Below are 22,771 nucleotides of genomic sequence, written 5' to 3'. Positions count from 1 at the left end.
CTCCGGCCAATGCTTCAGGCGTATTCACGAGCACGAACCAAACCGTCACTTATGTTTACGAAAAAGCTGACGGCGCTCCTGTTACTGTTAAATATGTGGACGGCGACGGCAATGAATTAGCTACTTCCGATACACTTAACGGAAAAATCGATGCTCCTTACCAGTCTACAGCTAAAAGCATCGCAGGTTGGACAGTTAAAACTACTCCGGCCAATGCTTCAGGCGTATTCACGAGCACGAACCAAACCGTCACTTATGTTTACGAAAAAGCTGACGGCGCTCCTGTTACTGTTAAATATGTGGACGGCGACGGCAATGAATTAGCTACTTCTGATACACTTAACGGAAAAATCGATGCTCCTTACCAATCTACAGCTAAAAGCATCGCAGGTTGGACAGTTAAAACTACTCCGGCCAATGCTTCAGGTGTATTCACGAGCACGAACCAAACCGTCACTTATGTTTATGAAAAAGCTGATGGCGCTCCTGTTACCGTTAAATATGTGGACGGTGACGGCAACGAATTAGCTACTTCTGACACGCTTAACGGAAAAATCGACGCTCCTTACCAATCTACAGCTAAAAGTCTTTCTGGTTGGACAGTTAAAACTACTCCGGCCAATGCTTCAGGCGTATTCACGAGCACGAACCAAACCGTCACTTATGTTTACGAAAAAGCTGACGGCGCTCCTGTTACCGTTAAATATGTGGACGGCGACGGTAACGAATTAGCTACTTCTGACACACTTAACGGAAAAATCGATGCTCCTTACCAGTCTACAGCTAAAAGTCTTTCTGGTTGGACAGTTAAAACTACTCCGGCCAATGCTTCAGGCGTATTCACGAGCACGAACCAAACCATCACTTATGTTTACGAAAAAGCTGACGGCGCTCCTGTTACCGTTAAATATGTGGACGGCGACGGTAATGAATTAGCTACTTCTGATATGCTTAATGGTAAGCTAGGTACCTCTTATGAGGCAACAGCTAAAAAACTGAGTGGTTGGAAGTTATCGACTACACCTACCAATGCCAAAGGTGTATTTACAAGTGAGACACAAACAGTCACTTTTGTATATGTCAAACAAGAAAATGATCCTAAAAAAGAAGATCCAAAACCAGATAAAAACAAAACGCCTATTAAGATTAAAGAAAACAAACCAACAGCAAGCCAACCAACTACCATCAAAAAACAAATAAAATTACCGCAAACCGGTGATAATCAACAAGATAATATATTGTTTGGATTAATTGGTACGTGCTTCGTTCTTTTAGGAATTTACTCAATATCTAAGAAAAATAGCTAAAACAATTATTTAAAACTCTCTTATCAATTAGATAAGAGAGTTTTTATTTGATAATTACTTCAAAGTTCACTACTTTTCTCCTCAGAAAAATCCAATTTAATTTCTTTAATTTTTTCCGTATCCTGTTATAATAGAGAGTATGATAGCGCCTCGCGAAAGGAGAACTATATCCTATGGAAGAAATTAGTTATGCCGAAGTTGATAAAGCTTTAAAAAAGTTCCGACCATTTTTAGTTCGTGATGGCGGAGACTACGAGCTTGTAGAAGTAACTCCAGATGGCATTGTAAAAATCAAATTACTTGGTGCATGCGAAACCTGTCCAAGTTCTGATATGACTTTAAAAATGGGAATCGAATTGACTTTAGCAGAGAAAATTATTGGATTTAAAGAAGTCATCCAAGTATTTTAAGCACTACTATTTTAGCGACCAAAATAAGCGGTCGCTATTTTTGTATAAGTATGTTTAGAAATCCTGTAAACGTCTATCATACAATATACATATAGTGAAAAGGAGGTAAGAAAAATGGTAGAAAAACAAAGCGCCCTAGAAGCTAAAGCTCGGAGTTGGCTCATTGAACGTGGCGTAGAAATAGATGACATCGCTGAATTAGTATTATTTTTACAACAAAAATATCATCCTGGATTAGAATTAGAGATATGTCGTCAAAATGTAGAGCATGTGCTTCGTAAACGAGAAGTTCAAAATGCTGTTTTAACGGGTATCCAGCTTGATGTCATGGCCGAAAAAGGGGAACTCGTTCAACCACTACAAAACATTATTAGCGCTGATGAAGGGCTTTATGGCGTAGATGAGATATTAGCACTTTCTATTGTTAACGTATATGGTTCAATTGGTTTTACAAATTATGGCTATATTGATAAAGTAAAACCTGGTATTCTGGCTAAGCTGAACGAACATGATGGTATTGCTGTTCACACGTTTCTAGATGATATTGTGGGGGCCATAGCAGCAGCTGCAGCAAGTCGTCTAGCCCATAGTTACCATGATGATATTGTTAATTAAACAAAAACCAGTAAAATTAGAGGTCACTCCTCCGTTTTTACTGGTTTTTCTTTGCCGCGCTTTACTTCCACTTGTCTTATTGAGTTTTTATTCATCGACCGAACAATAAACCGGTAACCTTCATGTTCAATCTCATCCCCTGTTTCTAAGTCAAAGCGTTCAAATAGCATCCAGCCTGATAGCGTATGGACACCTGGACTTTCAATCGGAACACCAATTGCTTCCTCTACTTCTAAAAGCGGCTCCGATCCCTCTATAATGAAATGATTTAGTGCCACCTTACGAATTCCTTTTGGTCCTTTTGCTTCTTCCATATCACCTACAATGACTTCCATAACATCCTCAAGAGTCACAATGCCTGAAGTCCCGCCATATTCGTCTGTTAAAACGACAAATGGTTCGCTTTCTTGTTGCATTTTTACGAGTAATTCTTCTAAAACCATTCCTTCAAACACTTCTAAAACTGGAGCTATAAAGGGTTTGATTGATTGTTCTACAATGGCTTCATCTTTTCCAAGCCCGGCCATGACTGCACTGACGCGTAGCATGCCAATGATATGGTCTTTGTCTTCATCTTCGGTTACTGGAAAAATATGATATGTATGCTCGGAAGTTAGTTTAAGCAAATCGCGTACTGTCGCTGTTTGATCAATCGCAATCATCGACATCCGCGGAATCATAACTTCTTTTGCTGGCACGTCCCCAAGTTTGAAAATATTTTTCATATATCGAAATTCCTGTGGATTTAAAAGACCTTGTCGGTAACTATCTTCAAAAATAATTTTCAGTTCAGTCGGTGTCATTTGGTCTGCATCATTTGTACGCTTTACACCAAATATCCGCGTAATTAAATTCGCTGAGTTATTTAAAAGCCAGTTGAGGGGAAACGTTAATCGATACCAATAAACAAGCGGACGCGCAATAAATAACGCTACTTTTTCAGTGCTTTGAATGGTGAATGTTTTCGGAGCAAGTTCCCCAAGAACAACATTTAAAAAAGTAATTAAAATGAACGATACAAAAATCGAAATCGGTTTTTCTAGTGATTCTGGTAGTGGCAACATTAAAAAAAGTGGTTCTAACCAACCGCGCATCGTTGCTTCCCCGACCCACCCCATCGCAAGAGCAGCGAGTGTGTTCCCCAGCTGACAAGCAGCCAAATAATCATTCATATTAGTTGTTACTTTTTTAACGTATTTCGCTCGTGGATTATCTGAGGCAATTAGTTGTAGGACAGTAGGCTTTCGAATGGCAACAATGGCAAATTCACTCGCTACAAAAAAAGCTGTCGCTGCAATTAAAAATACAACAAAAAAATCATTAAATACGTCCATTCCCAGTCCTCCTTATCCCCATTCTATACCCTTTTTCACCGTTTAAACCACAAGTCAGCAACTGCCTCACCATCGATAATTTCGCCCGTTTTCTCAAACCCATATTTCGCATAAAATTTCTCTGCCACATGGTTATCTGGTTCATAAGATAAACGGAGTCTTGCTGGTTTTTCTGGCAAATTTTTCACCATTTCGATAATTTGCATTAAAGCATCCCCGCCGTAACCTTTACCTTGGTGCTCTTTTCCAGTCATAAAACGTACTAGCCAAAATTCACCATCAGCTGTATCCATTCCGTACATTGCATATCCAACTGGCACATTATCAGCATAAATGACAATAGAATGATATGTTTCTTCAAAACTCGCTTCGATAATCGAGTACCAATTCTCTGCGACAAATGTTTTCTGGTGTGGATGAACTTGTAATTTAGTCGTCTCACGAAAATTATCTTGCGTTAACTTTTGTATTGAAACCATTTTTTTCAACCTCCTAATTATTAAAAAAAGAGCAGAAAACTCCGCTCTTCTAGTTAAATTTCCAATCAGTCAGCTTCGTTACAGCATATGTGGGCTGAATCACTTTGGTAGTAAGAGCTTCTTTTGAGGTAAAACCAGTATGAACGATTAAAGTATCCATACCATAATTGATTCCTGCCATAATATCTGTTTCGTAGTTATCACCAACCATAATTGCTTCATCTTTATGAACACCAAGCTTTGTGAGTGCTTGCTCCATAATAATAGATTCTGGCTTCCCGATAAAAACAGGCACCGTTTCTGTCGCGACAGAAACAACCGATGTAATCGAACCATTTCCAGGAAGTAAACCGCGTTCAGTTGGGATTGCTGCGTCTCCATTAGTAGAGATAAACATTGCACCACCTCGAACCGCAAGAGCTGCTTTAGCAAATTTTTCGTAATCTACCTCTCGGTCAAGGCCAACAACAACAAAAGCTGGGTTACTAGAAGTAATTTCAAATCCGTTATCAGTTAGTTCTTGTTTTATTCCACGTTCACCGATAACATAAACCGATTTCTCACGTTTTTGTTCCAACATAAATTGCACAGTTGCTTGCGAAGTTGTAAAAACATCACCCGATTCCGCTTGAATGCCCATACCAGTTAAATGTTCGGCTACCTGATCTGGTGTCTTTGTAGAATTATTAGTTACAAATAAATACGGAAGTCCCGCACGTTTTAAATTTTCAATAAAAATGATTGCTTCGGGAATAACTTCTGCCCCGCGATACATCGTGCCATCTAAATCAATTAAATACGCTTTATAATTCTTCAATTCCAAAATACCTCATTTACTATTTTACTTTTTTAATAACAAAATATGCACACCCAAAATTGCAGTATTCATAAATATATTCTTTTAATGTGCTAATCTTGTTGTCATATGCGGCTTTACGGTTATCATCATCAAAAAAGCCTTTGAGACGGAGTTGATCGTAACCCCAGTCACCAACTATATAATCATATCGTCCAAGTATATCGCTAAACCGTTCATTTAACTTCTCCTCGTCAAAAGCATCGCGATAATTGGTGATAATCTCGTAGTTTAAATCTTGAATCGTAATCGTCACTTGTCTTCCTCCTGTCCGTACATTTTTTTGAGTTTCCATTTTAAAATATCTCGGAGTAATTCCGGTGTATATACTTCTTTTCGTTTAATTTGTTTTACTATCGGGAAAAATGGCGCGAAGACAAATGTATCATGTGTCGCAATCCGGTATTCCCGTGCGTGTTCGATTGGTTTATTATCAAAAAGTGCCACTTGATTTTCTGAGTCAAAACCAGCTCTGTCCATCAAAACGGTACCAAAATACTCGCCTCGGAAACCAAAACCTCGAAGCGGAATATCTTGTAGTTCCGCTTTCTTTCGGTAGATTCCGTCAATAAGTATCTCGAGCTCCTCACCAGACATTGTTAAAGCAATCGCATTTAGTGGATGAGGTAACATTTGGTGAATATCAAAATCCGTCACAATCCCAGCTTCAAAATCAGTCATAAAAATGCCCGCGTTCATCATAAACGTTTCCGAACCGGTCCATTCACAAACCGCCGCATTCAAAATGTGCGCAATTTCCGAGTCATCAAACCAATTATGCGCTAACTTCCCGGGAATCGCAACTACTTTTTCAGAGAGTTCTGCGCGCCCTTTATCGAAGAAACCTTGAATTTCACTAGCTTCATTTGGAACGGCTGGCAAATCTTCTGTTTTAAAAGTCTTGGCGGTTTTAGAGCTTATCTGATTATTTTCGTCTAGCTCAATATCCACTTTTCCGATATACTCGCCCCATCTCCCCGCAGCTGCAAGTAACGTACTTCCTTCTACTTTGCCAGTTTCAAGTAAATGGTGTGTGTGTCCGCCCAAAATTACATCTATTTCTGGAATCTCGAGCGCAATGCGTTCATCACTCGGTAAACCTAGATGGCTGAGTAAAATAACTAAATCAGTTCCTTCCTCCAAACCAGCAACTTGTTTTTGAATCGAGCTAATAGGTTCTTCAATGCCCCAGCCCATTTCTTCATAGTATTCCCGAAAAGGCGCCGTTGCACCGATAATAGCAATTTTCACTTGAGCTATTTCTTTATAAACAATCGATTTCACCCAGTCCGGCTGCTTTGTTCGTTCTTTATCTGCGTAAAAATTACAACAAACTACTGGGAAGGTCGCATGCTCATATAATTTATCCAAATCTTCATGGGCCAAAGTCGTTCCTTCATTATTGCCAAAAGTTACCGCATCATACGGTAGTTGGTTAAGTAAGTCCGTATTAGCAAGCCCGTTCGTTCCTTCAGTAAGCGGATGGACCCGGTCCAAAAAGTCACCGATATCAAAAAAGAGCGCCGACTTATTTTCTTTTTTTGCAGCTGTTCTTTTCTCTTTTAAGAAATTAAAAATGCGTGGCCAATGTTCCAAGTGACTATGAACGTCATTTGTATGCCATAAAGTTAAATGTTTCATCTATCCATCTCACTCCTTACCTATAACTATTGTAGCTTAAAACCGCTTTTTTTACACGCACTAGGACTGGATGAATTGTTCCCTTTTCATTTTATGTTATGATAGGATATATTGTTTTAAAAGGGACGTGATTTTTTTGGATATTACGCAAACAGTCGAAATTCTTTTAATCTCTGTTTTTGCAGGGGTTGTAGGCTCTTTGCTTGGGCTTGGTGGTGGAATTATCGTAACGCCAGCCTTGACACTTATTTTCGGGATTGATATTCAGTATGCGATTGGTGCGAGTATTATTTCCGTTATCGCAACTAGTAGTGGTTCTGCCATCGCTTATATCAAAGACGGCATCACCAATCTTCGTGTCGGGATGTTTCTCGAAATTGCCACAACAATTGGTGCAATCACCGGGGCTTTCGTCAGCGGACTGCTCTCGGCTACAGCCCTCTACATCATCTTCGGACTTTTACTTCTATATTCTGCATTCAACATGATTAAAAAGGTCGGTTCAGAATTTCCTACCAATGTGAAACCAGACCCACTCGCAACCAAACTAAACTTACATGATTCCTATTACGATAAATCTTTACGGCAGACAGTTGACTATCAAGTGGCAAATGTTCCTGCTGGTTTCGGTGTGATGTACGGCGCAGGTATTGCTAGTGGTTTACTTGGAATCGGTAGTGGTGCTTTTAAAGTCATGGCACTTGATGTCTTTATGAAAATGCCACTAAAAGTAAGTAGCGCGACGAGTAATTTAATGATGGGAGTAACTGCGGCGGCCAGTGCAACTGTGTATCTTTTCCAAGGCGACATCCAGCCCGCTATTGCAGCTCCTGTTGCGATTGGGGTACTTGTCGGCGCAACGCTTGGAACGCGCATCATGCAACGTCTAAAAAGCAAAGTTATTCGGATTATTTTTATTCCCGTCATTTTATATGTTGCCTTCCAAATGATTTTAGAAGGATTGGGGTGGATTTAGATGGCAGAGAAAAAAGAAGAAATGTACCGCGTGGAGCTAATTGTCAGCGCGCTGCTACGAATCGGTGTTGTCCTTAGTGCGATCATTATCGTTTTTGGCCTTGTTATGCTGTTTATTACCGGAGAAAGTGGCTATCCTGGGGAAACTTATCCGACCTCACTTACAGCGATTTTCAGCGGGCTAGGAACGCTTAAACCATATGCAATTATGATGTTCGGTCTGTTTTGCTTGATTTTAACGCCCGTCCTTCGTGTCGTTGTATCATTGTTTACTTTTTTGAAGGAAAAAGATTACTTATATGTTGGCGTAACTGGGATTGTACTTATTATTTTAGTTATTAGCTTTTTAATTGGAATTAAGGCATAAAAAAGATGGCGCTACTCACGCGCCATCTTTTTATTCTGAAAACAAATCCATTTGCATAGGTGCCAAACCTTGAAACTCAACTTGGAGCGCCTTTTGTAAATGTTTCGCATTATCAGCTGCATCCCCGCCGCTATTATTATTAAAAATCACGACTACCTCTTTGGAAAGTTTTTGTAAATGCTCCACATATTTAGTCCATTCGTTAATTTCTTCCTCATTATAACGATAAAGCGTGCGAACCTCGCGCCATTCCGGACTACTCGCTTTCATCCAACCATACTGATTCCGACCATGCAGTCTAACTAGCGTCATCTCACTATTTGTCTCACGAAGCACAATTGGTACACTTCCAGACCCAACTTGCGGTTCATCGACAACCGTATGAATAAATCCTAATTCGCGTAGTAAATCTAACGTCTTTTCTGTATTTTGTTCGCTATACCATGAGTTATTACGAAATTCAATTGCTACAGGCAAATCACCCATTTTCGAGGCAATATATCTTAAATAAGTCACATTCTCTTTCGTACAATGAAAATATGGTGGAAATTGATATAAAATCGCCTGTAGTTTTCCCGATTCACTTATCGGTGCAATCATATCCATATATGCCGTGTACATCGCATTTTCGCTATCAAAATACTGCGACCATTCTTTATGTTTTGTCATCGCCGAAAAAGCCTTTATCACAAAACGAAAATCATCCGGAGTTTGCGCCGCCCAGTTTGCCGTTGTTCGCGGAGAAGGAATCGCATAAAAACTCGTATCAACTTCTACCACAGGAAAATGTGCCGCATAATCAGCCAACGTTAATTTTTTTGTTTGTAATAAAGAATCATGATCACTCCATCCAGTTAATCCGATTGTAATCATCAACCGCCACCCTCTCTATCGTTTTTGATTTATATTTATTATAACGCAAAAAGGAGGGAGAATCTTTTAATTTGGTTGTTGCTTTACCTTAAATATTTTATGTTTTATACTTTAATTAAAAAAGGAGAAAACAGATGAAAAGACTTATTATAGTGACTTCAGTTTTTTTCGGAACGCTATTAATCGGTTCAATCTTTACTAGTACGAAACCTTTTGATGGATCAGATATATCTTTAATAGGCGGATTTTCTATTTTTATACTATCTTATTTTATTGCTGGCTTTTTAAGTCGAAAGAAAAATAGCTAAAATTAAATGTAAATAAAAACCCCTTCAACTACAGAACTGTAGTTGAAGGGGTTTTTTGTTATATTAACCAATCGAGCCTTCCATTTCAAACTTAATCAAACGGTTCATCTCAACGGCATATTCCATTGGCAATTCTTTCGTAAATGGTTCAATGAAGCCCATAACGATCATTTCTGTCGCTTCTTCTTCGCTTAAACCACGGCTCATTAGGTAGAAAAGTTGTTCCTCAGATACTTTGGAAACTTTGGCTTCGTGTTCTAATGAGATGTTGCTGTTTAGGATTTCGTTGTACGGGATTGTGTCCGATGTGGACAGGTTATCCATAATGAGCGTATCACATTCGATATTGGAACGTGCGCCGTCTGCATTACGACCAAAATGAACAATTCCGCGGTACGTTACGTTTCCGCCTTGTTTCGAAATCGACTTCGATACAATCGTAGAGGACGTATTAGGCGCATAGTGCATCATTTTCGCTCCTGCGTCTTGACGTTGGCCTTTACCAGCAATCGCGATAGAAAGTGTCGTTCCGCGCGCTCCTTCGCCACGTAAATGTACAGCTGGGTATTTCATCGTTAATTTCGAACCAATGTTACCATCAATCCATTCCATAGTCGCATTTTCTTCACAGAAAGTACGTTTTGTTACTAGGTTATAAACGTTATTTGCCCAGTTTTGGATGGTTGTATAACGGCAGTAAGCGCCTGGTTTTACAATAATTTCCACGACAGCTGAGTGAAGGGAATTCGTTGTATAAACGGGAGCAGTACAGCCTTCCACGTAGTTTACACTGGCATTTTCGTCGACGATAATTAGCGTCCGTTCAAATTGCCCCATGTTTTCCGAGTTAATGCGGAAATAGGCTTGAAGTGGCGTATCTACTTTGATACCTGGTGGTACGTAGATGAATGAGCCACCTGACCAAACAGCCGAGTTTAGTGCGGCGAATTTGTTGTCGCTTGGTGGAATTACTTTTGCGAAGTATTCTTTGAAAATATCTTCGTTTTCTTTTAACGCGGAATCTGTATCTTTGAAGACAATCCCTAAATCTTCTAGGTCTTGCTTCATATTGTGATAAACTACTTCGGATTCGTACTGCGCAGATGCCCCAGCCAAATATTTTTGTTCGGCTTCAGGAATACCTAATTTATCAAAAGTACGTTTAATTTCTTCAGGAACTTCATCCCAAGAACGTACGGTTTGTTCAGACGGTTTCACGTAGTAAGTGATGTCTTCAAACTTCAGTTCTGACAGGTCGCCACCCCAAGTCGGCATTGGCATTTTATAAAATTGCTCCAAAGACTTCAAACGGAATTCAAGCATCCATTCTGGTTCTTCTTTAATATTCGAAATTTCTCTTACTACTTTTTCTGTTAATCCGCGTTCTGTACGGAACACAGAGGTATCTTTGTCATGGAATCCATATTGGTATTCGCCAATTTCTGGAATTTCAGTCATGTCGTATCCTCCTTTTCGCTACTTATTTTGTTCCTTCTTTTTCAAAAATCGCTCTCTCCATTGCTTTCCAAGAAAGAGTCGCGCATTTGATTCTCGCTGGGAATTTCGCAACTCCAGCAAGTGCTTCAACGTCGCCGTATTCATCAATTGTTTCATGGTCGTGACCTTGCACCATTTCTGAAAATTCACGGGACATTTTTAATGCTTCTTTCTCGGTTTTCCCAATAATGCTTTGCGTCATCATCGAAGCAGAGGCCATCGAAATCGAACAGCCGCTACCAGTGAATTTTGCCGCAACGATTTTATCACCGTCCATTTTTAAATGAAGATGAATTTGATCACCGCATGTTGGGTTGTTAAGGTCGATTGTTACATCGCTATCTGGGAGCTCTCCATTATTGCGCGGATTTTTATAGTGATCCATAATGACTTGTCTATAAAGCTGATCTAATTTCCGGCTTGTCATAATCCAAAATACTCCTTTGTTAACTTGAGGCCATCTATAAGCGCATCAATTTCTTCTTTTGTATTATAAATATAAAAGCTTGCGCGAGCTGTAGAAGAAACATCCAGCCACTTCATCAATGGTTGTGCACAGTGATGGCCAGCTCGAATTGCAATTCCATCTTCGTCCAAAATAGTCGCAATATCGTGTGGGTGTGCGCCATCTAAATTGAAAGTCACTAAACCACATCGTTTACTCGCATCTTTTGGTCCGTAAATGGTAATGCCTTCGATTTTATCCATTTCTTCTATCGCGTAGCCGACTAATTCTTGTTCATGTGCGTGAATATTTTCGAGTCCGACTTCCGCCAAGTAATCAATCGCCGCACCTAGCGCAATCGCTCCACCAATAATCGGTGTTCCAGCTTCAAATTTCCACGGCAGTTCTTTCCACGTCGAATCGTATAATTCCACAAAATCAATCATTTCTCCGCCAAATTCGGTAGGTTCCATCGCATCAAGCAATTCACGTTTTCCGTACAAGGCGCCAATGCCAGTAGGAGCCATCATTTTGTGCCCTGAAAAAGCATAAAAGTCAGCATCTAAATCTACTACGTCGACTTCCATATGAGGCACAGCTTGCGCACCGTCAACGAGAATGACTGCTCCAAATTGATGAGCAATTGCTGCGATTTCTTTAATTGGCGTGATAGTCCCGAGTACATTAGAAACATGCGCTAATGCAACGATTTTCGTTTTTTCACCAATCGTTTTTTTGGCTTGTTCCACAGAAATCGTTCCATCTTCTTCTAACTCAATATATTTCAAAACCGCGCCTTTGCGTTTAGCTAGTTGTTGCCACGGAATCAAATTAGAATGGTGCTCTAGATAAGAAATAACTATCTCATCGCCAGCTTCAATATTTGCCTCACCATAACTATCTACAACTAAATTAATCGCTGAAGTAGTACCTCTTGTAAAAATAATTTCTGCTACTTCGCGAGCATGAATGAACTTGGCTACTTTAGAACGAGCTGATTCATATGCATCCGTCGCTCTTGCCGCAAGAGTATGCACACCGCGGTGAACGTTCGCATTATCAAATTCATAGTAATGAGTTAAAGCCGCAATAACTTGTTTTGGCTTTTGTGAAGTGGCAGCATTATCTAAATAAGCTAGCGGTTTTTCATTTATTTCTTGAGCTAAAATTGGAAAATCCGCCCGAATTTTTTGGATATCAATCATTTAGCGCACTTTCCCTTCGATTACTTCACGAAGCATCGTTTTTACACTTTCGATTGGTAACTGACGAACAACAGGATCTAAGAAGCCATGAATAACTAATCTTTCTGCTTCTTTTTGAGAAATCCCGCGGCTCATCAAATAGAATAATTGTAGTGGATCAACGCGTCCAACAGAAGCCGCATGACCTGCAACTACGTCATTTTCATCAATTAATAAAATTGGGTTTGCATCACCGCGTGCTTCAGGACTAAGCATTAATACACGTGACTCTTGTTGTGCATCAGACTTAGAAGCGCCATGTTTAATGTGGCCAATTCCGTTAAAAATAGTTGTTGCTCTTTCTTTCATAACACCATGAGATAAAATCGTACCGTTAGAAGCTTTTCCGTAATGTGTCACGCGAGTTGTTACGTTTTGCGTTTGCTTACCGCGACCAACTGTCACTGTTTTTACATCAGCAGAAGATCCATCACCCATTAGGTTTGTTACGTTCTCATTAATTGTATCGCCATCATTCATCAGGCCAAGCGCCCATTCAATTTGGCTATCTGTTCCAATGTGTCCACGACGGTTCACATATGTCGTAACATCACTTGCAAGATTGTCTACACCGCCAAAAGTAATACGCGCATTTTTCTCAGCGATTACTTCTTCAACAATACTAACAATCCCTTTAGGTGCGTTATCTACTGTTACATAGTTTTCCACATAAGTGACTGCACTATTATCATCCGCCACAAGCAACACATGGTTAACAAGTGGAGATTCTGCTTTTTCTTGTACAAAAACAGCTTGAATTGGCGCTTTCACTTCAACATTTTTAGGAACGTAAAGGAAAATCCCACCGTTCACTAGTGCCGCATGAAAAGCAGTCAATTTGTGCTCATTCACTTGAACTGCATCTTTCATGAAATATTTCTTCACAAGTTCAGGATGGTTTTTCACAGCGGAAATAATATCTGTAAAAATAACACCTTGATCAACTAGTTCTTGTTGCAACTGAAGTCTCGCAGGTCTTTCATCCATTTGAACGTAAAAATTGGCTTCTTTATTATCTAAATCAACTAAATTCGCTACTTTTTCAGGTAAAGTTTCATTCGTCACGCCTTCTTTAAAAGGTATAAACGTCTCAAACTTTGTGAAATTCCAGCGAGTAATTTTTGTTTTATCCACAAAAGGCAAGTCAAGTTCCCCGTAGGCTTTAAAAGCATTGCGACGGATTTCTAAAAACCAATCCGGTTCATTCGCATTACTTGAAAAAGCGTGGATAAAATCAACTTTAATTGTCATATTTTCTGCCATGATTTTAGCCTCACTTCCTTATTGTTGGTCTACTGCTTCTTCTTCTTCAAGTTCAATACCAAGTTCTTGTTTAATCCAGTCATAACCTTCCGCTTCTAAACGTTTCGCAAGTTCAGGTCCGCCTTCTTTCACTACTTTACCTTGCATCATTACGTGCACAAAATCTGGTGTAATGTAGTTAAGTAAACGTTGGTAGTGGGTAATGATTAAGCAGCCAAAACCTTCGCCGCGCATTTCATTTACACCTTTAGAGACAACTTTAAGCGCGTCGATATCAAGACCGGAGTCAATTTCATCTAAAATCGCTAATTTTGGCTCAATCATTAATAATTGCAGAATTTCATTACGTTTTTTCTCTCCACCTGAAAATCCTTCATTTAAATAACGTTCCGCCATTTCTTCGTCCATATCTAAAATATCCATTTTTGCATCTAGTTTGCGGATAAATTGCATTACTGGGATTTCATCGCCTTCTTCGCGTCGGCTGTTGATGGCTGCACGAATGAATTCAGCATTTGTAACACCACTAATTTCGCTTGGGTATTGCATCGCTAAGAAAAGACCAGCACGAGCGCGTTCGTCTACTTCCATTTCGAGTACATCTTCTCCATCAAGCGTGATTGTTCCTTGGGTTACTTCATATTTCGGGTGCCCCATAATAGCTGAGGATAACGTAGACTTACCTGTTCCATTTGGTCCCATGATTGCATGGATTTCGCCAGTTGAAATTTCAAGGTTAACGCCCTTCAAAATTTCTTTTCCTTCTATTTCAACATGTAAATCTTGAATCTTTAAAGTTGCCATAAAAAAAGTCCTCCCTAGTGTAAAATTTGCATAATCCTAGTTTAGTATAATTCTAATCTGATTACAACTATAAAAACCAGCACTCTTCGCATTCTCCCCTTCATTCTACTATTAATAGCTGTTTTTTGCCAGTTTTCAAGTATTATCACTATTCCCATTTTATTTGAGAATCTATTACATAAAAGAAAGAACGCTTTATATCAATAGAAGAAAGGTCCTTTTTTACTACAAAAAAGGATTGTATATCTTATTTAGATATGGTATTGTTGTAACGTAACAAATTTGCAACATAATAACTTATTTGTAATAAATGATTATTTATTGAAGGAGAATTTAAAATATGAAGAAAGCAATAATGGCTCTGACCATCTTTGTATTGCTTTTAGCCACATTATCTGGGTGTAGCTCCCCTAAGTCCGACTTCACCTCTACTTTAAAGAAAGCAACTGAAAATAAACAATTTACAACGAACGTCACCTTCCAAGTAAATAACTTATCTGATAACTACATTAAAAAACTTGGCTCTGATACTGACTTAAATCAACTTAAAAAATCTAACATTCAATATAAAATTTCTGTAGATAGTGATTCTTCCTCTTCTTATAGTGCTTATTCGCTTCACTGGAAAGGAAAAAATCCACTTGATTTAACCTTACATGCACTCCAAAATAGTGAGGACGGAAAAGCCTATATTCCAGTTTCTGATATTTATGACGCATCCGATAGTATTTCAAACTTACTATCCGATTCAGCCGCTCAGATTTTTAACAAAGTACTTGCACAAAATAAAGACTTAGAATCTAAGTATCTCAACGTTTTTGAGACATTTCAAAACTTCTCCAATCAAACAATTGATTCAGAAACCGTTGATCGTCAAGCAGAAGAATTGAAAAAAATTGAAGAAGCAAGTGGTATCGCAATTTATAGTTATTTGAATAACTTAGATGACAAACATTTCACCGCTAAAGATAATGGAGATATCGTCCTAAAGCTATCTAAAGATGAAATCAAGGATTTAGTAAATAACGTCTTTACAGCACTTAATGATGACGGAAATATCGTAACACTTCTTTCAGAAATTGATGGCAGTACACAAAAAGAAGCTCAAAAAAAATGGAACGCCGGTCAAGACAGTGTTCGTTCTTCACTAAAAAACCTTACTTCTGATAAAAATCAAACGTTAGATTTCAAACTAACGCTTACACCAGATAACAAAAAAGGTTTTAGTAAAGCTATTATTACTACGAACTTTGAAGATAGCAAAACAAAAGATTTAATCAGCTTAACGACAACTGTGGATATGCTTGATTACGAAAAAGTTCCTCCAATGCCAGAAGGTAAAGACATTGTTTCTAAAAAAGAACTTGATAAAGCCATTTCTGATGGACTGAAACTATATTTAAGTAGTGCTAATTAAAAAAAATCCTTATACCAAATCGGTAAAAGGATTTTTTGTTTACTTATCGACTGGAACAACTGCTCCGTCCCATTCTTTCGTAATGTAATCTTGAATTTCTTTTGAATGTAAAACTTTAACTAGTTCTTTAATGTTTTTGTCATCTTTTTTCTTGTCCGTAGTTACAACGATATTAGCATACGGAGAATCTTTGCTTTCGATTGCAATAGCATCTTTAGAAGGATTTAAACCTTGGTCTACAACAAAGTTTGAGTTAATAGCGACAACATCGCCTTCTTCATTATTATATGCAGTCATTAAGTAAGCAGGGTCAAAATCATATTTGAATTTCAAGTTTTTCGGATTGTCTTTAATGTCGTCAAAGGTTGCATCTTGTGCTTTCACACCGTCTTTAAGCGTTAAAAGTCCATTATCTACAAAAATACCAATCACACGCGGCCAGTCAGATTTTGAATTAGAAAGTAAGACTTGCGCGCCGTCTTTTAAATCTTTAATATCTTTTACTTTTTTAGAATAAATGCCCATTGGTTCGATGTGAATTGCGCCAACATCAGCAAATTTGTAACCTTTTTCTTTTTCTTCTAATTCAAGATATGGTTTATGTTGGAAGTAGTTAGCATCTAAATCGCCTTCTTCTAGGGCTTTGTTAGGCATAACGTAGTCTGTATATTTAACAATTTTCAAGTCAATCCCTTTATCTTTCAAAATCGGTTTTGCTTGTTCTAAAATTTGCGCATGAGGTGTATTAGAAGCACCCACTACCAATTTGTTATCGTCTTTATCAGATGATGCTTTATCTGAGGAGCCACCGCAAGCTGTAAGTACTAAAACTAAACTTAATGTGAAAATTAAACCAAGAACCTTTTTCATGAAATTCTCTCCTTTTTTGCGGGGATTCCGCGTTTTTTTATATAAATTGCTTCATATACTTTGGTTAGCGTTTATCGGTTCGTTTTGTTAGGAAATCGCCGATAAACTGGAAAATAAAGACAATAATTAAGATAATAATTGTCGCAAGGACCGTTACATCAGGTTGCCCACGTTGGAATCCTTCAAGATAAGCTGTATTTCCAAGCCCTCCTGCACCAATAACACCGGCCATCGCTGTGAATCCAACGAGAGAAATGGCTGTCACTGTAATACCAGAAATAATCGCTGGTAGGGCTTCTGGGATGAGCACTTTACCAATAATGGTAAACATGTTCGCGCCCATTGATTTAGCGGCTTCAATAACACCTTTGTCCACTTCACGAAAAGCAATTTCTACCATTCGACCATAAAACGGAGCTGCTGAGATAATTAAAGCTGGAAGTGCTGCTTTTGGTCCAATTACAGTTCCGACTAACGATTTTGTCATCGGTAAAAGTAACACGATTAAAATAATAAAAGGAATGGAACGGAATACATTAACGAGGATTGCTGTTATCCAGTATAAAATGCGCGATCCGGCATGTTTTTTATTATTGGTTAAAAATAGTAATAACCCTAGCACGATTCCTAGTAAAAAAACTGCAAATAATGAAGTAAGTGTCATATATAGCGTTTCTTGTGTGGCCACCCACATCATTTGAAAATCAACATTTGGGAATAATTCTTGTAATTTCGTCATCGTTCTAACACTTCCGTTTCTACTTTAAGTTGACGGAGCTGTGTTAGACTAGCATCTATCGCTTCTTCCGTGCCTAAAACTTGGACATATAATGTTCCGTACGCACCGTTTTGCGTTTGAGTTAAGTTCCCGTGAAGAACATTTAGCATTACATCATTTTCTTTTGCTACTTGAGAGATCACAGGCTGAGTTGCATTTTCACTCATGAAGAGTAGTTTAACGATTTTACCTTCTGCGTAATTATCGAGTAATAGATGGATTAGTTCTTCTGTTTCGTCTGAATCAGTTACTTGGCGAACGAAGCGCTGCGTTACTTTTTCTTTAGGATGACGGAAAACATCTAGTACGTCACCGAGTTCAGCAACTTTCCCGTTTTCCATGACTGCCACGCGATTACAAATTTTCCGGATAACATGCATTTCGTGGGTGATAACGATGATAGTTAGGTTGAGACGTTTATTTATATCTAATAGTAATTCTAAAACTTCATCGGTTGTTTGTGGATCTAGTGCGGATGTAGCTTCATCACAAAGCAATACTTTAGGATTATTGGCGAGCGCTCTTGCGATACCGACGCGTTGCTTTTGTCCGCCGCTTAGTTCAGCGGGATAGGCGTTTTCTTTTCCTTCTAAACCAACAAGCCGGATTAGTTCATTGACTCGGAAACGTCTTTTTTCACCACGTACTCCAGCAATTTCTAACGGAAATGCAATATTTTCTGCAACGGTTCTTGACCATAATAAATTAAAATGTTGGAAAATCATACCGATTTGTTGGCGCGCTTTTCTTAATTTCCCACCGCGAATTTGGCTAATTAGTAGATTATCTACTTCAACAGATCCTTCCGTTGGTAGTTCTAATCCATTGAACATTCGGATTAGCGTACTTTTACCAGCACCTGAATAACCAACTACTCCAAAAATCTCACCTTGTTCAATTTCTAAATCGACATGGTCGACTGCGAGAACTTTGTTATTTCTGGACGTATATTCTTTTACGACGTTCTGTAATGTAATCATCTCTATCACCTTTTCTACATTCTGATATACAAAAAAGCCTTCCTGCTAATGAGCAGAAAGGCAGCATTTTTTCAAATGGGCTAACTTCCTTCTCATCTTTCAGAACAATTAGTTGTTCTGCATGACTTAGCACCTTAAACACATAATGAATTATTGTTTAGGTTGCTGGGCTTCATAGGGCATTTCCCTCCACCACTCTGGATAAGATTTCTACATATTATTATATCACTTCATTTGTGACTATAGTGACGTTTCTTGTTTTTTCATATTACCTTTTCCGGTACACTTTGTCAATAACTTTTTTATTTATACGAATTTATTTGTAATTTAATTTATTATTAATACTATTTTCTCCCAGATATCCGTGGCTAGCTAACTGAGAGGCTATTTTAATTTGAGCTCTATTTTGGTATTTAAGTTCGCTACTATTGACTTGAATTATGTACATAAATACCGCAATGACCGTGATACAAGCAACAACAATTAAAACAATATGTTTTTTCATTTTTCTCTCCTCCGTGATTTATATTCTACTGAAAGAACATAAATCACAAGGAAAGAAACATTTAAGAATTTTTAAAGATTAAATGAGAGGCAATTTGACGATAAAACTTGTTTGGCGATGTTTGCTCTCTGCGGTAACAATTCCACCGTGTTTTTCAACGATAGACTTAGCGATTGCAAGCCCTAGCCCCGTCCCCGTGGTTGTCCGGTTTTTATCTACTTTGTAAAAACGTTCAAATAGATAAGGCAAATCAACGGTTGGAATCTCTTCACCATAATTAGTGACCCGCACAACAGCCATATTATCTTCTTTTTTCGCGCTTACATCAATTTGTTTATTTCCTTCTCCGTATCTAAGCGCATTGGAAAATAAATTCTCAAACAAACGCATAATTTGGTTACCATCGCCGCTTATAATTAATTTTTTTGCATCAAAATGTTCTACAATCTTCATATTACGTTCAGCTGCACGACCATCATATTCAGCAACTAATTGGCTTAGTAGTTCAATAATATCTAGCTCATCTTTTTTAAGTTGGTATTCTACATTATCAAGTCTGGTATAAGAAAATAAATCATCAATCAGTTTATGCAAATGACGAGCTTTTCCGTATACAAGTTCCGTATAATACCGCAGCTCTATCTCATCACGATAACGGTCCTCATGAATATAACTTAAATATCCTAAAATCGACGTTAAAGGAGTCCGTAAATCATGTGAGACATTTGTAATTAAGTCATTTCTAGCTTGCTGCGCCTGTTCTTCCTGCTTCATTAATTTATTTTGTCGTTCACGCATATTTTCAATGTTTCGCTCAAGTTCTTGAATTTCCGGAACAAAACTCTCTGTATCAACGGGCTTTCCGTCATTTAAAGCAAAATTAATCGTTTGTAGTTGTTTTTTTAATATTCGTTGACGCATCAAGCGATAAAAGAACGCAAAGAATAAACAAGCAATCAAAAAGATAATTAAAAATTTCAGCGATAACATCCAAAATGACTGCATTATCCGAGTATATTTATTCGGTCCAAATAATTGGACCATAGATTGCGTCAATTCACGCAAAAATAAAGAATCATCACGAATAGAAATACTCCATAAATAAATAGTTTGTACAGTAATCAAAGCAAAAATCCAAGACACGATTGCAAAAAAAGTCGCCTGCCAAACATTCATCACATGACTAATTTTCGTAAACAGCATTTCTAGTCTAGATTTCAATTTTGTACCCTACTCCCCAAATTGTCTTAATAACATTTTCTCCGCCCATAGCATCTCTTAACTTATCTCGCAAATTGCTAATATGAACCATGACTGTTTTACTTGCTCCAAGCGCTTTCTCCTGCCAAATTTTCTCAAAAATATATTCCGAACTAAAAACACGACCTGGTTCATTCGCGAGTAAAAATAAAATATCAAATTCTGAAGTTGTTAAATGAAGTTCTTTTCCATCAACTGTTACTACATGAAGACCACGGTCAATTACAATTGGCCCAATAATGACTTTATCTTGACTTATTGGCTCTGCTTGACTCATTTGTTGCATTCGTCTTAAAATCGCTTTAACCCGAACTGAGAGCTCTAGCGGATTAAATGGTTTAACCATATAATCATCCGCTCCAGTTAATAGTCCCATAATTTTATCATTATCTTCTGCCTTTGCACTGAGCATTAAAATCGGTGTCAAAATACCATTGTTTCTCATTAAACGGCATACTTCTAAGCCATTCATTTCCGGCATCATTATATCTAAAATCACTAATGTAGGTTGCTTTTCTTGCACTAAACGCCATACTTCCGCGCCATCATAAGCTTGATAAATCGTATAACCTTCATTTTGTAAATATAATTTCACTAAATCTACAATTTCTTTATCATCATCGGCAATCAAAATAGAAGTTGTCATACTCATTGTCCTTTCCATCCTTATTTCTACCTATTGTAACACTTTAGCAACAAATCGAATAGAAAGAGCTTGGATTAAATTCTAGTGAAAACTCGTTCTTCTTCTGGCTCTAAGTGGATAAGAACTTCTGCTTTAGAATAAAAATTCATAATCTCTCTTTCAATTTCATCACATAGCGAATGGGCACTTTCAATCGTCATCGAAGAAGATACGACTAAATGAAAATCAATATATTCTTCCGCTCCTGCTCGTCTTGAGCGAAAATCATGAAATTCAATAAATTTTGTTTTATGAGCTAGAATAATTTGCTTAATAGCCTCTTCTTCGTCTGCAGACAAACGTTTGTCCATTAATGGTGGGAAAGACTCCTTTAATAATTTGTAAGCCTCATACATGATGTAAAACGCTGTTAAAATTGCGATGACTGGATCTAACCAAAGCCACCCTGTTATGTATACAAGAAACAAACTGAGGGCAATCCCAAGTGATGTGAAAACATCTGTATATAAATGTAATGCATTGGATTTCATCGCAACAGAATTAGCTTCATCCGCTGCTTTTTTGATAATACGAGACACGATAATATTCACGATAGCGCCAAAAAGCATTACCATAATACCAAGCGCTGGAAAACGAATTTCGTGCGGGTTTATAAGTTTATTAACCGATTCAACAATAATCCAAATGCCCGCTACAAATATAAGTAATGTTTCAATAGTTCCCGCAATATTCTCTGCTTTTCCATGCCCATATGGATGATCTTCATCAGCCGGTTGATTAGAAATCCTAATCGAGAAGAAAGTTATGATTGACGCAAATAAGTCCATTGACGAGTGAATCCCTTCCGAAATTACTGCCACTGAACCTGTAAAAAAGCCGATAATTAATTTAAGAACAACAATAACAAAATTACTACAAACAGATAAAATAGTAAGATTAGAATGGTTCATAGAAAAAGCCCCCGATATTTTTATGTTTCACTAAAAATTTCTCTTTATAAAACACTTATTTAACAACTCGAATTATCTTATCACAAGTAGCAGAATTGTGTCTATAGCAACGTTTTTAGCTAAACGCAGTTCTATATCGGAAACGAAACATTTTTGCATCAGGGCAAATTATAACACAGAAAAAACTCCTGTATCACTCACTATACAGGAATTTAAAAATGGCTGTTGCATCATGTAGTTGATAGCTTAAATCGGCTGGTTGCCCGTTTTTAAATTTAACTAACGCGGGGACCGATGTGATCTCAAGACTTTGTGCAATATCGGGCACATAATTCAAATCAACTTTTGCGACTTCTGTATGAATCCCGTCCGCTTCTAAAATTACATCCACAAGACGACTTGCTATTTGGCAGCTACCACACATTGGCGTAAAAAAGAAGACAACGAAGTCCGCACCATTTTTTTGCGACGTCCGCAAACTTTCTTTATCCCAAATTTCCAGGAAAAACGCCTCCTATCAAAAAAAAGCCAGCTTCGGTTATCCCAAGCCGGCCCTCTAAAAATTAGTCTAATACTTTTTCGTAATCATCACTTGATAAAAGAGCTGATACGTCCGCATCTTCTACTTCAGTAAGTTTTAAAATCCAACCCGTGTCATATGGGTTGCTATTAATTAGCTCTGGCTCATCTTCTAATGTTTCATTAACAGCAACTACTTTACCAGTTACTGGTGCGTAAAAATCAGATACTGTTTTTACAGATTCAATGCTACCAATTGAATCACCTTTTGTTACTGTATCGCCAACTTCAGGTAATTCAACAAAAACAATATCCCCTAATTGATCTTGAGCAAAGTCAGTAATTCCAATAATATAACTACCGTCTTCTGCTTTCACCCATTCATGTTCTTCTGTGTACAATAAGTCTTTTGGTAAACTCATTTCAAA

At 38.0% G+C, this 22,771-nt stretch carries 27 protein-coding genes and 1 riboswitch; of the genes, 7 read left to right on the top strand and 20 right to left on the bottom strand.

The window, feature by feature from the left end:
* The 3 genes from HCB38_RS13060 to HCB38_RS13050 all read left to right on the top strand — a co-directional run.
* A partial coding sequence (locus HCB38_RS13060; protein ID WP_185638732.1) for a MucBP domain-containing protein occupies positions 1-1,307 on the top strand: 1,307 nt, incomplete at its 5' end.
* Between the two features lie 173 nt (positions 1,308-1,480).
* On the top strand, positions 1,481-1,717 hold the full coding sequence (locus HCB38_RS13055; RefSeq protein ID WP_185319822.1) for a NifU family protein: 237 nt from the start codon (positions 1,481-1,483) through the stop codon (positions 1,715-1,717).
* Positions 1,718-1,831: 114 nt separating this feature from the next.
* Positions 1,832-2,332, top strand: a complete 501-nt coding sequence (locus HCB38_RS13050) for a phosphatidylglycerophosphatase A family protein (protein WP_003769113.1) — start codon at positions 1,832-1,834, stop codon at positions 2,330-2,332.
* 23 nt (positions 2,333-2,355) lie between these two features.
* Here HCB38_RS13050 and HCB38_RS13045 read toward each other — a convergent pair whose 3' ends face one another.
* The 5 genes from HCB38_RS13045 to HCB38_RS13025 are packed head-to-tail and all read right to left on the bottom strand — an operon-like array spanning position 2,356 to position 6,642.
* Positions 2,356-3,666 (bottom strand): hemolysin family protein, encoded by a 1,311-nt coding sequence (locus tag HCB38_RS13045; RefSeq protein WP_185319823.1) that lies wholly within the window; start codon positions 3,664-3,666, stop codon positions 2,356-2,358.
* Positions 3,667-3,701: 35 nt separating this feature from the next.
* Positions 3,702-4,145 (bottom strand): GNAT family N-acetyltransferase, encoded by a 444-nt coding sequence (locus HCB38_RS13040; protein WP_185608176.1) that lies wholly within the window; start codon positions 4,143-4,145, stop codon positions 3,702-3,704.
* 49 nt (positions 4,146-4,194) lie between these two features.
* Positions 4,195-4,962 carry a TIGR01457 family HAD-type hydrolase gene (locus HCB38_RS13035; RefSeq protein WP_185608175.1) on the bottom strand — a complete coding sequence of 256 codons (768 nt, stop codon included), beginning with the start codon at positions 4,960-4,962 and terminating at the stop codon, positions 4,195-4,197.
* Positions 4,963-4,981: 19 nt separating this feature from the next.
* Positions 4,982-5,257, bottom strand: coding sequence for a YutD family protein (locus HCB38_RS13030; RefSeq protein ID WP_185319826.1), 276 nt, complete (start codon positions 5,255-5,257; stop codon positions 4,982-4,984).
* Complete coding sequence (locus HCB38_RS13025; RefSeq protein ID WP_185619439.1) at positions 5,254-6,642, bottom strand: bifunctional metallophosphatase/5'-nucleotidase; 1,389 nt, start codon at positions 6,640-6,642, stop codon at positions 5,254-5,256. The genes HCB38_RS13030 and HCB38_RS13025 overlap by 4 nt, the downstream gene beginning before the upstream one ends.
* A 136-nt stretch (positions 6,643-6,778) precedes the next feature.
* Here HCB38_RS13025 and HCB38_RS13020 point away from each other — a divergent pair, with 136 nt between their 5' ends.
* Together HCB38_RS13020 and HCB38_RS13015 are read left to right on the top strand one after the other, a co-directional pair.
* Positions 6,779-7,618 carry a sulfite exporter TauE/SafE family protein gene (locus HCB38_RS13020; protein ID WP_003722428.1) on the top strand — a complete coding sequence of 280 codons (840 nt, stop codon included), beginning with the start codon at positions 6,779-6,781 and terminating at the stop codon, positions 7,616-7,618.
* Entirely contained in the window at positions 7,619-7,984 is a 366-nt protein-coding gene (locus HCB38_RS13015; RefSeq protein WP_003763796.1) for a DUF1634 domain-containing protein, read from the top strand. It begins immediately after the preceding gene.
* Positions 7,985-8,014: 30 nt separating this feature from the next.
* On the opposite strand, the gene HCB38_RS13010 is transcribed toward HCB38_RS13015, so the two are convergent.
* Positions 8,015-8,857, bottom strand: a complete 843-nt coding sequence (locus HCB38_RS13010; protein WP_185319828.1) for a DUF72 domain-containing protein — start codon at positions 8,855-8,857, stop codon at positions 8,015-8,017.
* Positions 8,858-8,991: 134 nt separating this feature from the next.
* Between HCB38_RS13010 and HCB38_RS13005 the strand changes: the two genes are divergently transcribed.
* The gene (locus tag HCB38_RS13005; protein WP_185319829.1) at positions 8,992-9,165 is read left to right on the top strand and encodes a peptide ABC transporter permease; all 174 of its coding nucleotides are present in this window, start codon (positions 8,992-8,994) and stop codon (positions 9,163-9,165) included.
* Between the two features lie 63 nt (positions 9,166-9,228).
* Here the strand turns inward: HCB38_RS13005 and sufB are convergent, their stop codons facing one another.
* From sufB to sufC, 5 genes are read right to left on the bottom strand one after another with little or no spacing between them, the layout of a single operon-like run.
* On the bottom strand, positions 9,229-10,623 hold the full coding sequence (gene sufB, locus HCB38_RS13000; RefSeq protein ID WP_003722438.1) for a Fe-S cluster assembly protein SufB: 1,395 nt from the start codon (positions 10,621-10,623) through the stop codon (positions 9,229-9,231).
* A gap of 22 nt (positions 10,624-10,645) precedes the next feature.
* Positions 10,646-11,089 (bottom strand): Fe-S cluster assembly sulfur transfer protein SufU, encoded by a 444-nt coding sequence (gene sufU / locus HCB38_RS12995; protein ID WP_003722439.1) that lies wholly within the window; start codon positions 11,087-11,089, stop codon positions 10,646-10,648.
* Positions 11,086-12,312 carry a cysteine desulfurase gene (locus HCB38_RS12990; protein ID WP_185638729.1) on the bottom strand — a complete coding sequence of 409 codons (1,227 nt, stop codon included), beginning with the start codon at positions 12,310-12,312 and terminating at the stop codon, positions 11,086-11,088. Before HCB38_RS12990 ends, sufU begins: the two co-directional genes overlap by 4 nt.
* Positions 12,313-13,614, bottom strand: coding sequence for a Fe-S cluster assembly protein SufD (gene sufD / locus HCB38_RS12985; RefSeq protein ID WP_185638727.1), 1,302 nt, complete (start codon positions 13,612-13,614; stop codon positions 12,313-12,315). It lies immediately after the preceding gene.
* An 18-nt stretch (positions 13,615-13,632) separates the two neighbouring features.
* Positions 13,633-14,418 (bottom strand): Fe-S cluster assembly ATPase SufC, encoded by a 786-nt coding sequence (sufC, locus tag HCB38_RS12980; protein ID WP_003722442.1) that lies wholly within the window; start codon positions 14,416-14,418, stop codon positions 13,633-13,635.
* A gap of 340 nt (positions 14,419-14,758) precedes the next feature.
* Here sufC and HCB38_RS12975 point away from each other — a divergent pair, with 340 nt between their 5' ends.
* Entirely contained in the window at positions 14,759-15,835 is a 1,077-nt protein-coding gene (locus HCB38_RS12975) for an Lmo2079 family surface lipoprotein (RefSeq protein WP_185319832.1), read from the top strand.
* Between the two features lie 39 nt (positions 15,836-15,874).
* Here the strand turns inward: HCB38_RS12975 and HCB38_RS12970 are convergent, their stop codons facing one another.
* The 9 genes from HCB38_RS12970 to gcvH form a co-directional block, all read right to left on the bottom strand.
* Entirely contained in the window at positions 15,875-16,705 is an 831-nt protein-coding gene (locus HCB38_RS12970) for a MetQ/NlpA family ABC transporter substrate-binding protein (protein WP_185319833.1), read from the bottom strand.
* A 64-nt stretch (positions 16,706-16,769) separates the two neighbouring features.
* The gene (locus HCB38_RS12965; protein ID WP_185319834.1) at positions 16,770-17,444 is read right to left on the bottom strand and encodes a methionine ABC transporter permease; all 675 of its coding nucleotides are present in this window, start codon (positions 17,442-17,444) and stop codon (positions 16,770-16,772) included.
* Complete coding sequence (locus HCB38_RS12960) at positions 17,441-18,463, bottom strand: methionine ABC transporter ATP-binding protein (RefSeq protein ID WP_112120061.1); 1,023 nt, start codon at positions 18,461-18,463, stop codon at positions 17,441-17,443. Before HCB38_RS12960 ends, HCB38_RS12965 begins: the two co-directional genes overlap by 4 nt.
* Positions 18,464-18,552: 89 nt before the next feature.
* A riboswitch (SAM riboswitch) is annotated at positions 18,553-18,671 on the bottom strand.
* A 108-nt stretch (positions 18,672-18,779) separates the two neighbouring features.
* A complete protein-coding gene (locus tag HCB38_RS12955) occupies positions 18,780-18,968 on the bottom strand; it encodes a hypothetical protein (RefSeq protein ID WP_185319835.1) in 189 nt (62 codons plus the stop codon).
* A gap of 78 nt (positions 18,969-19,046) precedes the next feature.
* Complete coding sequence (locus HCB38_RS12950; RefSeq protein ID WP_185319836.1) at positions 19,047-20,189, bottom strand: sensor histidine kinase; 1,143 nt, start codon at positions 20,187-20,189, stop codon at positions 19,047-19,049.
* Positions 20,179-20,874, bottom strand: a complete 696-nt coding sequence (gene cesR / locus HCB38_RS12945) for a response regulator CesR (protein WP_185319969.1) — start codon at positions 20,872-20,874, stop codon at positions 20,179-20,181. The genes HCB38_RS12950 and cesR overlap by 11 nt, the downstream gene beginning before the upstream one ends.
* A 74-nt stretch (positions 20,875-20,948) precedes the next feature.
* Positions 20,949-21,824, bottom strand: coding sequence for a cation diffusion facilitator family transporter (locus HCB38_RS12940; protein WP_185319837.1), 876 nt, complete (start codon positions 21,822-21,824; stop codon positions 20,949-20,951).
* A 193-nt stretch (positions 21,825-22,017) separates the two neighbouring features.
* Positions 22,018-22,302, bottom strand: a complete 285-nt coding sequence (locus HCB38_RS12935) for a thioredoxin family protein (RefSeq protein WP_185319838.1) — start codon at positions 22,300-22,302, stop codon at positions 22,018-22,020.
* Positions 22,303-22,387: 85 nt separating this feature from the next.
* Entirely contained in the window at positions 22,388-22,765 is a 378-nt protein-coding gene (gene gcvH / locus HCB38_RS12930) for a glycine cleavage system protein GcvH (protein ID WP_185319839.1), read from the bottom strand.
* Positions 22,766-22,771: the final 6 nt, after the last annotated feature.

Source organism: Listeria farberi (genome assembly GCF_014229295.1).
Lineage (GTDB): Bacteria > Bacillota > Bacilli > Lactobacillales > Listeriaceae > Listeria > Listeria farberi.
This window is presented reverse-complemented; position numbering and strand designations above follow the sequence as displayed.